Origin of the sequence: Thiocystis violacea, assembly GCF_016583565.1 — a bacterium.
GTDB lineage: Bacteria > Pseudomonadota > Gammaproteobacteria > Chromatiales > Chromatiaceae > Thiorhodococcus > Thiorhodococcus violaceus_A.
Genome location: NZ_NRRF01000092.1, coordinates 1 through 14,609, shown reverse-complemented (window position 1 = coordinate 14,609; position 14,609 = coordinate 1). Strand labels below are relative to the sequence as shown.

Here is a 14,609-nt window from a genome sequence, read left to right as displayed (position 1 = left end):
CGACTGAGCCCTCCCAGGTTCCTGGGCGACCCGTGCGTGCATGCCCTGCTCTCAGACCCCGGCGGAGTCTCGGCATCAGGCCAGTACAATGCCGAGACTGTTGCCTTCCGGTGATTGGAATGCGTCGGCTCCGCTGGCATCAGTTTCGGGGCTCTATCACACAGCCTACACGCCCCCTGTGTTCGCTTCGCAGCCGGGATCACTCCCGAACCACGCCACACTCGGTTCCGGTGGATGGCCAATCCTTACCGGCTCGGGACTTTCACCCGGTGGGCCGCAACAAGGAGTTTCCGATTCGCTTATCCGTCCGCTATCTTCCTCTCCTTCCAGGCTTTGCCTGGCGCAACCAAGTGATGACCAAGGCCATCGAATCCCAAAGAATCGAGCGACATCAATCGGCTTGGTCTTGAGTCCGGCATACCGACGCGCGACGTCGCGGCGGGGCGCCGCTCCCACCGGGCCGACGGCCCGTTTCAATGACAGAGGCCACTTCGCAACGTCAATCGGTCGACTTCAATGAAACGGCGCCGGCCTGAACACCGACATCACCTCATCGATCATTTCCTCGTGACTCGCATAGCGCCGCTCGTCATAGCAGCCGAGCGGGTTGGCCGGCGCGTTGAGTAGACAGCGATTGCAGAATGAACAGGGCCTGTCAGGCAGGTCTTTTCCCGAAGCCAGTATCTTCGGAAGGTCATTGTTGGCGATCAGCGGGCGGGCGATTGCCACCCCATCGAAATAGCCTTCCTCGATGCCCTTGCGGATCAACGCACCGTCCTGGAATCCGCCCGTGTTGATGACCGGAATCCCCGCCTGCTGCTTGATCTGGCGGCAGGCCGCCATGCTCACGCCTTCGAGCGGATAGTCCTTCTTGGTGCGGTTCCAGAGCCACAGGAAAATCGGTCGGAGCCGCTTGAAGTGGAATAGAAAATAATTCGGGAAATAGGCGCGCACTCCGCTGGACGCCATCGCCCCGTACCACCAGCTCGCCTCGTCCGCGGGGAAGCCGCCGGGCGGAACCAGCGGATGCGGAAAGAGACTGCCGGCCGAGATGTGGAGCGCATCGACCCCGTCCTCTTCCAGCCACCTGCAGATTCGCAGGTAATCGTCCAGTCCATTGCCCTCGCCTTCCCATGGGAAGAGGGCATTGTTGAGATCGAAGGCGTTCACCTTGACCTGCAGATGGAAGTCATCACCCACGACGCGCCGCACGGCCTCGACGACCTCGCGCAGGAAGCGGTAGCGGTTCTCGAGCGAGCCGCCGTACTCATCCTTGCGGTCATTGATGGCGGAGCTGAGGAACTGCGTGAAGAGATAGCCGTGCGAGGCGTGCAGTTCGACCCCATCCAAACCGGCCTCCCTGGCGCGCCGTGCAGCATCCGCGAAGTAGCCGATCAGCTCATTGATCTGCTCCTTGCTCGCCGCTTCACAGAGCAGCCCATGGAAGCTGTCCATCCGCGACGTGGACGACAGCCCCTTGTTGTAGAGGTTCTCGACACCGCCGATATCGCGCTGACGACCGGAATGGCTCAGCTGGATGATGAAGCGGCAATCGTATTCGTGAACCTTCTCACCGACCGCGCGCCAGAATGGGATCTTGTCATCCCGGTCGATCATAGCATAATTGGGAAGAATACGCCCGCGGACATGGACTGGGGCGAAAGAGGAGATGATTGCGCCAATGCCGCCTCGCGCGAACTTCTCCTCCCAATTGATGCGGGCGGGACTCCCCGAGCCGTCGTAATTATCCCAGCGGCCGGAAATACTCGATCGAAAGAGCCGATTCTTGACCGTCAAATGACGGAATTGCAAAGGCTGAAAGATAACGTCGTCCGCCATACTCTATTCCTCCATAGTCCTTCGCTAGGCGCGACTTGGAGCAAGGCCCGATTCCCGACGAACGATTAACAGTCATCGTTCCCCTAAATCCTGGAACTGCGGACAAGAGATCGGATAAACCGATGAAATCGACCGCTCTTGTTAGATAAATACCCTACGAAAACTAACATAAAGCGATACCATTACTTACAGTGACAAGGTAGACGGGCATTCATGAAGATGCAAGGCGCCAGCAGCAGATTTTGGAGCGTTCTCAATCCGCGTCCTATTCATACAGAAAGCAGGGTCTTTTTTCCATTAGACCCTTGTGATCTGGCGTCTATACTGAAGTTATTTCACGGAACATCCGGTGGAGGGAGTGCGCGATGCTGGGAAACAATCTGATTCTCTACAGCTTTGCGCTGTTCAGTCTCGCGCTGCTGCTGCCCATCCTCCCGTCCGTGCTCATCTATCGGCTCTTTCCAGACACCAAGGTGGCGGCCGAGGGGCCATTTCGCGGACTCAACGTCAAGACCTCGGGGGCCTTCGCGGCCTATGTCATCACCGTGCTGCTCGGCGTCTTCCTCACCAGCAAGACCATGACTCTGATCGAGGAAGCTCACCGCGCGAAGATCCATCCGACCTCCAGAATTCTGATTGACTTACGCCCCATCGATCAGTCGGGAAATGCGCTCCCGGCAGGTGCGCTCAACGAACTCCACCCGGTGGTGAGACTGGATCCGGAGATCTATCGCGTCGGGGAGAAGGCCGTGGAACTCAACGTCCCCGGCTATCCGGCGGAGTACACCATCTTCATCGAGATCCCGGGCTTCGGGCAGCGCCGTCTTCTCCAACGCGAGATCCCGTTGGAGAAGCTGGAACCCGGTGTCTTTCGGACGAGAGAGCCGATCGACGTGCGACAGATCTCCAGCGCGAGCCCGAGATGAAGCCCCGCAACCAGGGTGAGACACCAGGAGTCGAATCATGCGCCCGAGAATCATGCGCCTGAGAAGCGCGAGCCATCGAACCCTCCGCCAGATCAACCTCGCGATGTTCGCCCTCGCGCTCGGAGCTGGGCTGACCACAGAGATCGCCGGTGCGACCGATGTGGTCGGCGAGGTCTATGCAAGCCACAAGTATGCCAACGAACCCTTCCCGGACGAGCGTGCCGAGGTCTGGCTGCAGGGAGGCGGCAAGCGGTTCGAGGGCAACAGCGGGGGCGGCGGGATCTTCTATCTCTACGCTGTCCCGCCGGGCACCTACCAGCTGCACGTCGAGTCGCCCTATGGGCGCGCCGAGCGCGCGATTCGCATTGAGGATCAACGACGCCAGGATCTCGGCCGGACAACCGTCTCGCGCTGAGGCGCGATCACGGGCGGTCTTATCGCTCCACATGTTTCACGGGAAGTTCTCAGAATTCTGAGCGCCGAGCGTGCCGGACGATCCCATCACGGCCAATCCCCGTGCCGTTCGAGGCGTTTCGGTCGCGATCAGGCTACCCTTGAGACCAGTCATCGGCCAGCCGGCTTCGGCGCGCCGCAAAGACGCAACGTCTCTTGCAGGCGCAGAGCGGTCACTGGATTCAGGGGCCGCTAAGGGCGGACAGGCGTCAGAGCCGCGCTTGACGCTGACGGCGACAGTAGCAGGAGGCCACTCGTCAGCATTAGTAGTCTTCTCGCAGGATATTGTTTTATAGGTGATATTACCCAGGCATCAGAGGCTTACGTGGCCAGATTTCGTCGTATCAAAGCGCGTCAACGTGGTCGGAGGGGCCGCCAATCAGGCACTGACGGAAGGGTACATAGATGGCGTCCGGAGATGTGGGTAATGCTATGGGGAGGGTCTCCGCTGGAGAGACGAGACAACGAGAGCGCCCCGTCGCGTCTTCCGGGGTTAGCTGAGGTACCGCCAGACGAAAGGGACAGCAACAGATAGGCCGAATCCAAGGTCGCGGGATGCCTGCTCTCTACTCTACCCAACTCCGGAACGGCGCAATTTGAAATCGCTCCCGCCCGATGCGTCATCATTGGCGATTCAAAGATCCCATCAGACCCAACACCAACACATAGGAGAAGATATGCAACTCAAAGTTCTTGCGTTTGTTCTGGCCGGAGGCGAGGGCACACGGCTCCACCCATTGACCCGTGAACGTGCCAAACCGGCAGTCCCGTTCGGCGGAAAGTACAGAATTGTCGATTTCGTGCTCAGCAATCTGGTCAATTCCGGGATCTACTCCATTTACGTGCTGATCCAATTTCGCAGTCAGTCCCTTTTGCAGCACCTTAGCGATGGCTGGCAGTTCGGCGGCATTCTCAAGAACGAGTTCTTAGTTCCGGTGCCGGCCCAGATGCGGACCAAGGGCAAGGAGTGGTATCGAGGAACCGCCGACGCCATACACCAGAATTTGAACCTCATCGAGCAATCCGCTCCGGATATCGTGGTTGTGTTCGGTGCGGATCACATCTACCGGATGAACATTCGGGAGATGATTGAGTATCACCAGCAAAATCATGCCGATGTCACCATTGCTGCCTTGCCCACAGATAAGAAGTTCGCCAAAGACTTCGGCGTCATCGAGGCAGAGGACAGCGGGCGCATCATCGGCTTCCACGAGAAGAAGGCCGATGCCCCCACCATGCCTGGCGATTCGAGCCGTGTCTATGCCTCGATGGGCAACTATGTATTCAGCGCCGACATGCTCTTGAAGATGATCGAGGAGGACCAGGCGGATCCCGAGAGTTCCCATGATTTCGGGAAAGATATCTTGCCTAAGGCGATCGGCCGGGCCGAGATGTTTGCCTACAATTTCAACATGAACAATATCCCCGGCGAGGACCCAGACAAGGCTCCCTACTGGCGCGATGTTGGTACCCTTGATGCCTTTTATGAAGCCAACATGGATATACGCGCCATCTCGCCCGAACTCAATCTGTTCAACCGCGCATGGCCGCTGCGTACCGCTAGCTATCCCGATCCACCGGCCAAGTTTGCGTTTGACGAGGATCATCGTCGGGGACAGGCGATTGATTCGGTCGTCTCCGGGGGCTGCATCATCTCTGGAGGTTTCGTCAGGGACTCCGTTCTGGGCCGGCACGTCTTCGTGCATGCTGGTTGCCAGATCGAGGCGTGCGTCATCTTCGATAACTGCGATATTGGACGCAACGCGAAACTTCGCCGCTGTATTCTGCAGAAAAACGTTCGCATTCCAGAGGACGCGGTCATTGGCTACGATCACGAGGAAGACAGGAAGCACTACCATGTGACCGAAAGCGGCATCGTCGTTATCGACGGGAAACGCACGCCGATGCAGCTTTCAACGATCACAGTCTGAGTGGATCTCGGATACCTCCGCGCAGTCTGTTGGACTGCGCGAGGACACCGACCCGCGTTTCTGGTGCGGTGATTGTGAATCTCCGGGGTCGATCATCACTTCGGCCACCCGACGCGGCGACGGGTAGCAGATAGGTTGGCTTCGGTGGCCGGGGTCGTCCGCGCGCCGGGGCTGGTGGCAACGGCATACGCTCCAGAGGTCATAGGGGTGATACAACGGGCCGAGTGCGCGCACGCACTCACGGGCGTCGGTTTGTCGCTCGCGTGCGTGCTGTTGGGCGCGTTCGGCCTGCACCGAGGCCACGAGGGCGGCCTGAGTGCGGGCCTCGAAGTCCGGCGTGCAACCACGGGGTGGCGGGTTGCGGTTCAAACGCCGCCTGCGCCCGCGCGCACCCTAGCAAGGCAGCATCGGCCTGCTTGACCTCACAGGCAGGTTCAGGATGGCCTTGAACACCTCGTGCTGGACATGGAACAGATCCGGGGAGTGGTGCGTGCCCAACGCGATCTTGACATGCACACCCAATCTGGGGCTTGGGCAAAGGCCACCAAGGCAGCGGGCGCTTCCTGGCCCACCACCGCCCTCCATTGCGGTTTCCAATTCCTCATTTGGTGGAGCGCCGCTCCTCGTTGGAAACCCGCGAGTCTTCGGCAGTGACGCACATGTATTCGATAGTCGCGCGGTGCGGTCCGATGCCCGATGATCAGCGAGGGACTTTCCCGTGGTGAGGGGCGATCGAGCATGGTATCGCTCTCAGCCGATCGCGGATGTCGTGCGCACGTCTTCGAATCATCGTGCCGCACGCCAGGCGACGCTCGCGCAGTCGTCTTCCTTGAGGAGATGGTCGCAGGGCGGACCGTGCACCTGGCCGTCAGGGTCCGTGCGATAGGTCCTTTCTGTTGTAACCTGTCTGCCGTAACCTCCAACCATCACACAGGTTCGCATTCGAATGCTGGTACGCCTGCTGTCTCTTGCTCGTCGGCTTCTCAAAAGACTGGGCTTATTGCCGGTCATCAAGCGCATTCTCTATTCAGGAGATACCGCGCAAGTTGCCAAGCAAACAACGGGCTGGCGTTATCGCCTGAAGACACTGATTGAGCAAGCCATTTTCGCGTCAGTGACCGAGGTTCACGAATTACCTAAAATACAGTCCTACTGGGCTGATCGATATTTGCGCCCCTTGTTGGAGCGGCGCGGATACGAATCACCTGACGACTTTTTCTTGCAGAATCTGGAAAGGGTCTTTTCTCAGTCCGATCAGCGTTCGCTGCGCTGTGCCAGCATCGGCTCTGGGAACTGTGACTTTGAAGTCGGTCTCTGCGAAGCGCTCTCGCGGAGGGGGCAAAACGACTTTGTTATCGAATGTATCGATATCAATCAGCTCATGCTTGATCGTGGTAAAGCGCTAGCGGCAGCGCGCGGAGTCGCGGGGCACATCGCGACGGTTCGCGCTGATTTCAATGCATGGCGCCCGAGCGGACAGTATGACGTGGTCCTGGCCAATATGGCGCTTCACCACGTCGTAAATCTGGAAGACCTGTTCGACAGAGTGAAGTCGTCACTCTTTCCATGGGGGCGCTTTGTTGTGTTCGACATCATCGGTCGAAACGGACATATGCGCTGGCCCGAAGCGCTGGAGATCGTGCGTGAATTCTGGCGTGAACTCCCGTCTGAATACAGATACAACCGGATGCTAGCCACGCATCAGGAAGAGTACGAGAACTTCGATTGCTCACGAGCCGGTTTCGAGGGCATTCGCGCACAGGACATCCTCCCGCTGCTTCTGGAGCGATTCCATTTCGAGGAATTCATCGGTTTTGCGAATGTGATCGAGCCATTTATCGATCGCTCAACGGGATACAACTTCGATCCTGCGCACCCCTGGGACCGAGCCTTGATCGACCGCGTGCAAGCCCGTGATCATCAGGAGCTTCTCTCTGGCCGGATCAAGCCGACACACATGCTTGCCGTATTGTCTCCAGAGCCAACGGATCGAGCCGATTACATCGACACCATGACCCCAGACTTCTGCGTGCGGCAACTGATGCAGGGAAACGGCGACCGATTTCATTTCGACACCTCCGATATCCAAGGAACGTTTACGCGCATAAATAAATCGGAGAGTAAGCCGGGTTATTACCGACGTTTAGGCAGACGTTTGCTTTATCTGTTGGCCGCCTGGTTTCCCGGCGGTGCCGCCATATCTCTGCCATGCGACGGTTCGTTCCCGGCTCCTCGCAGAACCGGACTTGGAGTGTTACACCATCCGGCTCCCAGTTTGAGTCTTCCGCCAAGGAACGGGGTAGAGGTCATGGACGATCCGAGCGCGCGGCAGCAGTGGGCGAATGGCGGCACTGAAGCGCTTCCAGGTCAACGAGCGGCGCTGACTGCGGCGATTGAGCCACTTGAACAGCAGGCCGCCGGCGAAGTAGATGTATCCCGCCAAGGAGCGGCTATTGCCGCTCACACCGTAGTACTGGATGTGCCCGCGCAGGTGGCGCACGAGGTAGGCCAACATGGCCGCCCCGCCCTGCGTGCGCAGGCCACGTAGTCGCTCGTTCAACAGCTTGAGCTTCTTGGTCCTGCGCTTGCCGTCGGTCTTGCGCCCGACCACGAACCGGCCCCGACGACGGCGACCCACGTAGTGGGTGAAGCCGAGGAAGCTGAAGGTGCGCGGCCCTGCCGCGGTGTCGGTGCCCCGCCCGAGGGCGTGACTGCCGAAACGCAACAGCGCGGTTTTACTCGGTTCGACTTCCAGGTCGAAATCGGCCAACCGTTCGGGCATGGCGGCCAGGAAGGCGTTGGCATCGGCCTCGTACTCGAAGCAGGCAACGTAATCGTCGGCGTAGCGAATCAGGTAGGCTTTGCCGGCACAGCCCCTGGCGAAACGTTTTTCGAACCAGAGGTCGAGTACGTAGTGCAGGTAGATATTGGTGTATTTCCGGCAAGCGTGCGTGCCTGTCGCGCATTGGCCTGCGAAGATCGATAATCAGGGGATTGTCAGCCGATAGGCCGAGCTAATGACCCCACAGATGATTTCTGCGGGACACGAAAGAACGGATTGGGTACAACGTCGTGCATGGAAGCGACATCGAGCGGAAAACGCTACAGCGGACGGGTGTTCGACGCCGCGGCACTCGAACAGGTACGCAGTGTCCTGCGGGCGCATGCCGGGGCCAGCCGCCAGCAATTGAGCTACCGGGTGTGCGAGGCGCTCGACTGGCGCAAGACCGACGGCAGTTTGAAGGACATGAGCTGCCGGGTGGCGCTGCTGCGACTCTCGCGCGAAGGGCTGATCGAGCTGCCGGCGCCGCGACGACAGTTCGAGCCGATGCGCGCCTATGCCCGGCGCACGCCGCAAGGCGAGCCCGGCGCGCCGATCGAAGCCGCGTTGAGCGCGCTCGGGACGGTGCGCCTAGAGCCGGTTGAACGGCGTTGCAGTGGCTTGTGGAACGAGCTCATCGACCGGTATCACTACCTCGGCTACAAGCCCTTGCCGGGGGCGCAGCTGCGCTACTTCGCTTACGCCGGCTGGTGGCGGTGCTTGGCTTCGGCGCGGCGGCCTGGCAGAGCGCCCCGCGTGATGAGTGGATCGGCTGGAGCCGCAAACAGCGCCAGCGCAACCTCAGTGCGGTGCTCAACAACGCCCGGTTTTTGATTCTGCCCTGGGTGCGGGTGGCGCATCTGGCCAGCACGCTGCTCGCGCTGGCGGCACGCACGTTGCCGGCACACTGGCAGGCACGCGACGGCTATCGTGCGCTGCTGCTGGAGACCTTTGTCGAGGCCGAGCGCTGCAGCGGCACCTGCTACCAGGCGGCGAACTGGGTGTGCATCGGCGCAACCCAAGGCCGCGGCAAGCGCGGTGATCACCGCCTCGGCCAGGTGCCGGTGAAGACGGTGTGGCTCTATCCGCTGGTGGCGGACTCGCGCGCGCGGCTCTGGCGCTAGCGGCACCGCCATCCATGTCGCAGCCGCCCGTGTCGCAGTCCGAGCCCGAGGCGAGCGAGGTCGAGCGGTTGATCGCGCTGGCCGAGCAAGGCCAACTCGACGCCGCCGACCAGCGGCGCGTCGCGCCGTTGCTGCGCACCCTGGTGTGGCTACAGCACACGCTGCTGGAGACCCGCATCAGGCTGTCCAAGCTCAAGCGTCTGCTGTTCGGCAAGCCCACCGAGAAGGCCCCGCGCACGCCGCCTGATGATCCACCCCCGGATTCGCCGAACGATCCACCCGGCGCGCACCCTGACGGTGATGCCGAGGCGCACAGTGGGGACGCGCGGCCCAGCGACAGCGACGCCAAGACCACAACCGCGACCAGCGCCGTCGACCCAGGCACAGCTGCTAAGCCCGACAAGCCCCCGCCACCGGGTCATGGTCGTTTGGGCGCGGCGGACTACCCCGGCGCCGAGGTCCAGTTCTGCGCGCATGAGCACCTCGCCCCGGGCGCGCGCTGCCCGGCCTGCGAACGCGGCAAGCTCTATCCAATGCAACCGCTGGTGCGTCTGCGTTTCACCGGACAGCCGTTGGTGGCGGTGACGCGCTATGACCTCCAACGCCTGCGCTGCAGCGCCTGCGGGGCGCTGTTCGTCGCGCAGCTGGCGCCCGCGGTCAGCCCCGAGCGCTCTGACACCCGCCTCAAGGTGATGCTGGCGGTGGCCCATGATCATCTGGGTCTGCCGTTTAATCGCCTTGAAGCGCTGCAACTGATGCTCGGCCTGCCGTTGCCCGATGCCACGCAGTGGGATCTGCTCGAGCAGGTTGCCGACGTCGGCTACCGGCTCTACAACCACCTGCTGTGGGTCGCCGCTCAGCCGCCGCTGGTCTACCAGGACGATACCGGCGCACGCGTGCTGTCGTTGCTCAAGGACAACCAGGCCGAGCCCGCGCCGGCGCGCAAGGCGATCTATACCTCGGTGCTGCGCTGCGTGGGGGAGCAGACGATCTGCCTGTTCTTCACCGGTCGCCAGCATGCCGGGGAGAATCTCGATGACGTGCTGGCGTTGCGCGATCCGGCGCTCTCCGCGATGCTGTGGATGTCCGACGCCTTGGCGGCCAACACCCCTAAGCGCCATGGCGAACGGGTGGTGGATCTGAGCTGCCTGGTGCACGCCCGCCGCCAATTCGTCGAGATCAAGGCGTTCTTCCCCAGCGAATGCGCGCACGTGATCACCGCCATCGCCATGAGGCGCAGTGCACCAAGGCCGCGCTCAGCCCGAGGCAACGCCTGGCCGATCATCAGGCCCACAGCGCCCCGGTGATGGACGCGCTCAAGGGCTGGATGGAGCAGCAGCTCACCGACAAACAGGTCGAGCCCAACAGCCGCCTGGGCCAGGCATTGAACGACATGCTCAAGCGCTGGCAGGCGCTGACGGGGTTTCTGCGTATTGCCGGCGCGCCGTTGGATAACAATCTTGCCGAGCCGGCGCTGAAGCTCAGCGTGCGCTACCGCAACAACAGCCTGTTCTACAAAAACCAACACGGCGCCTATGTCGGCGACGTGCTGAGCAGCCTGATCGAGACCTGCCGGCTCAACGGGATCAATCCGATCGCTTACTTGAGCGCCTTGCTCAACAACCGCTCGGCGGTGGTCGCCAATCCCGCAGACTGGTTGCCGTGGAATTTCCAGCAGGCACCAACCGCCAGCGCGCAAGCGCCGCCATTAGGCCACCTGCCGCCAATTATCGGCCATGCCGGCGTCCTCGGGGTTGCCGTTCCATAACAGAATCTGCAGCTCGCGCGCCGCGAGTCGCTGGCTGGCCTGCGCCGAACCGGGCCACCAGGCCAGGCGGCCTTGGGAGAAGCGTTTCTGGCACAGCCAGAAGCCTTGGCCGTCGTAGCACAGCAGCTTCAGGGCTGTGCCCCGACGGTTGCCGAAGACGAAGATCGCCCCGCTGAAGGGGTCTTCCCGCAGCCGCTGCCGGCACAGCGCCGCCAGCCCATCGATGCCGCGACGGAAATCCGCCGCCTCGATGGCGACAAAGACGCGGCTTTGCGGCGTCAGCTGCAACATCACACCACCCCCAGGAAGCGCTCCAGCACGGCGCGCGCATCAATGCCCTCACCGGGCTCGATGCGCAGGCGCAGCCCGTCGGGGCGGATCAGCTGCCGGGCAGACCGCACCGTTTGCTCAGATCGCGACCGCTGAGGCGCAGCCGGCGCGTGACTTGCGACACTCCGTAGTCTTCCACCAGGGCGATCGCTTCCGATCACAACTGCTCGGGGATGCGTTCCCCTCTGTGTTTGTGCCGGCGCCAGTCTTCGAAATGCTCTGCGACCTCTTCCAGCGTGAAGGGCGGGCTCGCCAGCGTTGCGATGTCTATGCTCATGGGGTCTCCGGTGATTGCTTTGCACCGGCCACATCCTATTCACCCCGCTGTCAAGCGGTCACGCACGCTTGCCGGAACTACACCCTGATTCAACTCGGGACGGTGATCGCGGCTGTAGCCGCGGGTAATGTGAATCACGCCCGTCGGCGCTTCCTCGAGAGCGCTGTTGTACTGCCCATCGACATGGAAACTGCTCGCGTCGAGGTGCCCGAAACGACACACCAAGCCCAAACGCCGCACCGCCCGCGCGGCCAGCTGCGCATACAGTCGGGTCGGGCCATAGGCGTAAATCTGGTCCAGCGCGCGCCCGAGCACATCGTCGTTGAGATGCTCCGCGGCGATCCCCCGGCCGAGCAGCCGCTCAACAGGCTTGTCCTTGAAGAACAACGGGGTGAGGTACAACGCACGCTGCGTAAAGCCCAAGCCGTTAAGCACCATCGCCTTGAGCGCCTGACCGAGGGAGACGATCCGGCTGTCTTCAGCCTGCACCAGCACCTGATCGATCAGCTCCCCGAGACCCAGCTCGTCGTACATCCCGGCCACCAGTCCCAGGTGATTGAGGACCTGGCTGCTGTAATGGCGTGGACTGGCCATGGAGGCGGTGTCGATATGGACGGCCATGCGTGTTTCCCTCTCAATGTTCGCGAACAACGCGATGATAGGGCAATCGAGGGGACGGCTTCCGCTGGAGGGAGGGCTGTGGAATGACGGTGCTCAGCCACGATGACGGGCGTTTTGTTCGTTTTTCGTGTGCGAGATGACGACATCTCCATTGAAAATCAGCAACAAAAAATTCGTTATTACACGTTATGGCGTGCGGAATGTCGGTTCTGACACTTTACCACCTGCCTTCCTGACGCCCGGTTAGGGTGCAGCTCAACTCGACACCTTCTTGTGTGATTCATAGTAAATCAATATGATTAGTTATGAATCGCCACCCGAAAGGTCGAGGAGAGTCCCAATGGGCAAAGCTGCCACCCGCGTATTGACCGCGCACGTCCCGGTCCCGCTGGCCGAGAAGGTCGACCAAATGGCCGACCGCCTGGAGCGCTCGCGCGGTTGGATCATGAAACAGGCGCTTTCCTCCTGGATCGCCCTCGAGGAAGAGCGCGATCGTCTCACGCAGGAAGCCCTGGCCGACGTCGATGCGGGCCGAGTCATCGATCACCAAGCCGTCCAAGCGTGGGCCGATCGCCTGGACGTGGACGAAACGCTGCCCGTTCCGCGCTGATGGAACTGAAGTGGACCAGCAAGGCGCTTTCTGACCTGTCACGGCTCTACGCGTTCTTGGTGCCGGTGAACAAACCAGCGGCGGCACGCGCCGTTCAGGCACTCGTCAAGGCACCGGCCACTCTGCTGACGCATCCCCGCATCGGCGAGCAGTTGTTTCAGTTCGAACCGCGCGAGGTCCGGCGACTGCTCGTGGGTCAGCACGAGATGCGCTATGAGGTCTCTGGTGACATGATTTACGTGCTGCGACTCTGGCACACCCGAGAGGATCGGTGATACTCGATCTTCGAGTTTTTATCGCTTGACAGAAAGCGCGAGAATAGTGCGCTCGTGTAACGAGGAGCGAGCACCATTTTTTCCGCCGCACTGCCCTTTATCGATCGCTATGTTGAGGACCTGGATGCCGCGCTGAGGCGTCATGCGCCGGGGCAACGCTTGACGCGCCGCCAACGCGGGTGGCTGACCTTCTGTCTGATGGGCCTGTTGCTGACCAATCAGGTGTGTTGGTCGGGCTTCGAGCGATGCGGGCTGGGGGCGTATCGGTTCAGCGCCTTGTCGTGGATGTTTCGCCACACCAAGATCCTCTGGGAGGTGCTCTGGCAGGCCAGTGTTGGCCTGGTGCTCGAGCAGTACGGCCTTGGCGAAGGGGTCTTGGTTGTCGATGACAGTGATCAGCGGCGCGCCAAGCGCACCAAGCGGATTTATCGAGCCCACAAGCTCTACGACAAGAAGACCGGGGGCTATTTCAACGGGCAGGCGTTGGTATTCCTGGTGTTGGTCACCCCCAGGGTCACGGTGCCGGTGGGCTTTCGGTTTGCCTGCCCGGACCCCAAGCAGGTCGCGTGGCGTCAGGAAGACGCCCGGCTGAAACGCCAGCAGATCCCCAAAGCACAGCGTCCGGCTCGACCCGCCTCGGATCCTGCCTATCTCAGCAAGCTGCAGTTGGCCTTGGCGCTGATCGAGCGCTTCCGCCACCTCCATCCCCAGCTGCGCATCAAAGCGGTGTTGGCCGATGCGCTCTACGCAACACACGCCTTCATGGATCAAAGCGCTGGCGTGTGTAACGGTGCTCAGACGGTGAGCCAATTGCGCAGCAACCAAAAGATCCGCTTCCGAGGGCGCGAACGCACCCTCACGGCGTTCTTCGCCGCCTATCCGGGCGTGGCGCAGCGCATCCAGGTGCGCGGCGGCCCAGCGATCACGGTCAGCGTCAGCAGCGCGCGGGGGCATGTCTGCGCCCATGGCCAGAAACGCTTCGTCATCGCGCTGAGCTACCCCGGCGAAACCCAGGCGCGTGACCTGGTCGCCACCGACTTGAGCTGGCGGACCCTGGACATCGTCCAAGTCTATACACTGAGGTGGTTAGTCGAAGTGTTTCTGGAGGATTGGAAGCTCAATGAAGGATGGGGGCAACTGGCCAAACAGCCCGACGAAGAGGGGTCAAGCCGAAGCCTGACCCTGAGTCTGCTGCTCGACCACGCCCTCCTCCTTCACCCCGAGCAACGAACCCGCCTCAATCACCAGGCGCCCGCGTGCACCGTGGGCAGCCTCCGACAGCATTGCCAAGGTGAGGCGTTGATGGACATGTTCCGACGGCTCTTGGCCGCCGAGGACCCCACCGCACAGTTCGCGCAACGACAGGAGACCATCAAGACCCTGTTTCCTCTGGCCCCCTCGACCAAGCACATGAGCGGGCGTGACCGCGGGCGGCAAGAGCCGACACCCGCGTTGCGATACCGCGCCGCGGAAGTCTGTGCCTGCGCTTAGCGTATCGCCATGGCTAAGAGGATATCCGGAACAGAAAATGCTTAAATCATTAAAATTCTAAATAAGATAGCCTCTTAGGTACGACAATCACGCGTATCGATGATGCCATGGCCTTTCAAGAGATGTCCGATGATTTTTGGCGT

The 14,609-nt window shown here is 61.3% G+C and carries 13 protein-coding genes and 2 pseudogenes; 11 read left to right on the top strand and 4 right to left on the bottom strand.

Features of this window, described 5'->3' with window-relative positions:
* Window positions 1–513: 513 nt before the first annotated feature.
* A complete protein-coding gene (locus tag CKO23_RS21840; protein WP_200335049.1) occupies window positions 514–1,839 on the bottom strand; it encodes an NADH:flavin oxidoreductase in 1,326 nt (441 codons plus the stop codon).
* A 365-nt stretch (window positions 1,840–2,204) separates the two neighbouring features.
* Between CKO23_RS21840 and CKO23_RS21835 the strand changes: the two genes are divergently transcribed.
* The 4 genes from CKO23_RS21835 to CKO23_RS26015 all read left to right on the top strand — a co-directional run bounded on the left by CKO23_RS21835 (window position 2,205) and on the right by CKO23_RS26015 (window position 7,697).
* The gene (locus CKO23_RS21835) at window positions 2,205–2,765 is read left to right on the top strand and encodes a hypothetical protein (protein ID WP_200335047.1); all 561 of its coding nucleotides are present in this window, start codon (window positions 2,205–2,207) and stop codon (window positions 2,763–2,765) included.
* 37 nt (window positions 2,766–2,802) lie between these two features.
* Complete coding sequence (locus CKO23_RS21830; RefSeq protein ID WP_200335045.1) at window positions 2,803–3,180, top strand: hypothetical protein; 378 nt, start codon at window positions 2,803–2,805, stop codon at window positions 3,178–3,180.
* A gap of 634 nt (window positions 3,181–3,814) precedes the next feature.
* Window positions 3,815–5,149 (top strand): glucose-1-phosphate adenylyltransferase, encoded by a 1,335-nt coding sequence (gene glgC / locus CKO23_RS21825; protein WP_346014660.1) that lies wholly within the window; start codon window positions 3,815–3,817, stop codon window positions 5,147–5,149.
* A 946-nt stretch (window positions 5,150–6,095) separates the two neighbouring features.
* The gene (locus tag CKO23_RS26015; RefSeq protein WP_242482642.1) at window positions 6,096–7,697 is read left to right on the top strand and encodes a class I SAM-dependent methyltransferase; all 1,602 of its coding nucleotides are present in this window, start codon (window positions 6,096–6,098) and stop codon (window positions 7,695–7,697) included.
* Between the two features lie 156 nt (window positions 7,698–7,853).
* Here the strand turns inward: CKO23_RS26015 and CKO23_RS26010 are convergent.
* Window positions 7,854–8,069 (bottom strand): annotated as a pseudogene (locus CKO23_RS26010) (group II intron reverse transcriptase/maturase); the annotation flags it as partial.
* 156 nt (window positions 8,070–8,225) lie between these two features.
* On the opposite strand from CKO23_RS26010, the gene CKO23_RS26620 reads away from it, so the two are divergent.
* The 4 genes from CKO23_RS26620 (at window position 8,226) to CKO23_RS26990 (ending at window position 10,862) form a co-directional block, all read left to right on the top strand.
* Entirely contained in the window at window positions 8,226–8,804 is a 579-nt protein-coding gene (locus CKO23_RS26620; protein ID WP_200335041.1) for a Druantia anti-phage system protein DruA, read from the top strand.
* Window positions 8,687–9,094: a Druantia anti-phage system protein DruA gene (locus tag CKO23_RS21810; protein ID WP_200335039.1), complete on the top strand. Its 408-nt coding sequence runs from the start codon at window positions 8,687–8,689 to the stop codon at window positions 9,092–9,094. The genes CKO23_RS26620 and CKO23_RS21810 overlap by 118 nt, the downstream gene beginning before the upstream one ends.
* Window positions 9,095–9,162: 68 nt before the next feature.
* Window positions 9,163–10,401, top strand: coding sequence for an IS66 family transposase (locus tag CKO23_RS21805; protein ID WP_200335037.1), 1,239 nt, complete (start codon window positions 9,163–9,165; stop codon window positions 10,399–10,401).
* Complete coding sequence (locus CKO23_RS26990) at window positions 10,296–10,862, top strand: IS66 family transposase (protein ID WP_200335035.1); 567 nt, start codon at window positions 10,296–10,298, stop codon at window positions 10,860–10,862. Before CKO23_RS21805 ends, CKO23_RS26990 begins: the two co-directional genes overlap by 106 nt.
* Here CKO23_RS26990 and tnpB read toward each other — a convergent pair.
* Window positions 10,803–11,153 (bottom strand): IS66 family insertion sequence element accessory protein TnpB, encoded by a 351-nt coding sequence (gene tnpB / locus CKO23_RS21795; RefSeq protein ID WP_200335033.1) that lies wholly within the window; start codon window positions 11,151–11,153, stop codon window positions 10,803–10,805. The genes CKO23_RS26990 and tnpB overlap by 60 nt on opposite strands.
* 391 nt (window positions 11,154–11,544) lie before the next feature.
* A pseudogene (locus tag CKO23_RS21790) lies at window positions 11,545–12,090 on the bottom strand (IS1634 family transposase); the annotation flags it as partial.
* 340 nt (window positions 12,091–12,430) lie between these two features.
* On the opposite strand from CKO23_RS21790, the gene CKO23_RS21785 reads away from it, so the two are divergent.
* The 3 genes from CKO23_RS21785 to CKO23_RS21775 all read left to right on the top strand — a co-directional run bounded on the left by CKO23_RS21785 (window position 12,431) and on the right by CKO23_RS21775 (window position 14,466).
* Window positions 12,431–12,700 (top strand): CopG family ribbon-helix-helix protein, encoded by a 270-nt coding sequence (locus CKO23_RS21785; RefSeq protein ID WP_200335029.1) that lies wholly within the window; start codon window positions 12,431–12,433, stop codon window positions 12,698–12,700.
* Window positions 12,700–12,975: a type II toxin-antitoxin system RelE/ParE family toxin gene (locus tag CKO23_RS21780; RefSeq protein WP_200335027.1), complete on the top strand. Its 276-nt coding sequence runs from the start codon at window positions 12,700–12,702 to the stop codon at window positions 12,973–12,975. Before CKO23_RS21785 ends, CKO23_RS21780 begins: the two co-directional genes overlap by 1 nt.
* Before the next feature lie 159 nt (window positions 12,976–13,134).
* Window positions 13,135–14,466 (top strand): transposase, encoded by a 1,332-nt coding sequence (locus tag CKO23_RS21775; protein ID WP_242482641.1) that lies wholly within the window; start codon window positions 13,135–13,137, stop codon window positions 14,464–14,466.
* Window positions 14,467–14,609 lie beyond the last annotated feature (143 nt).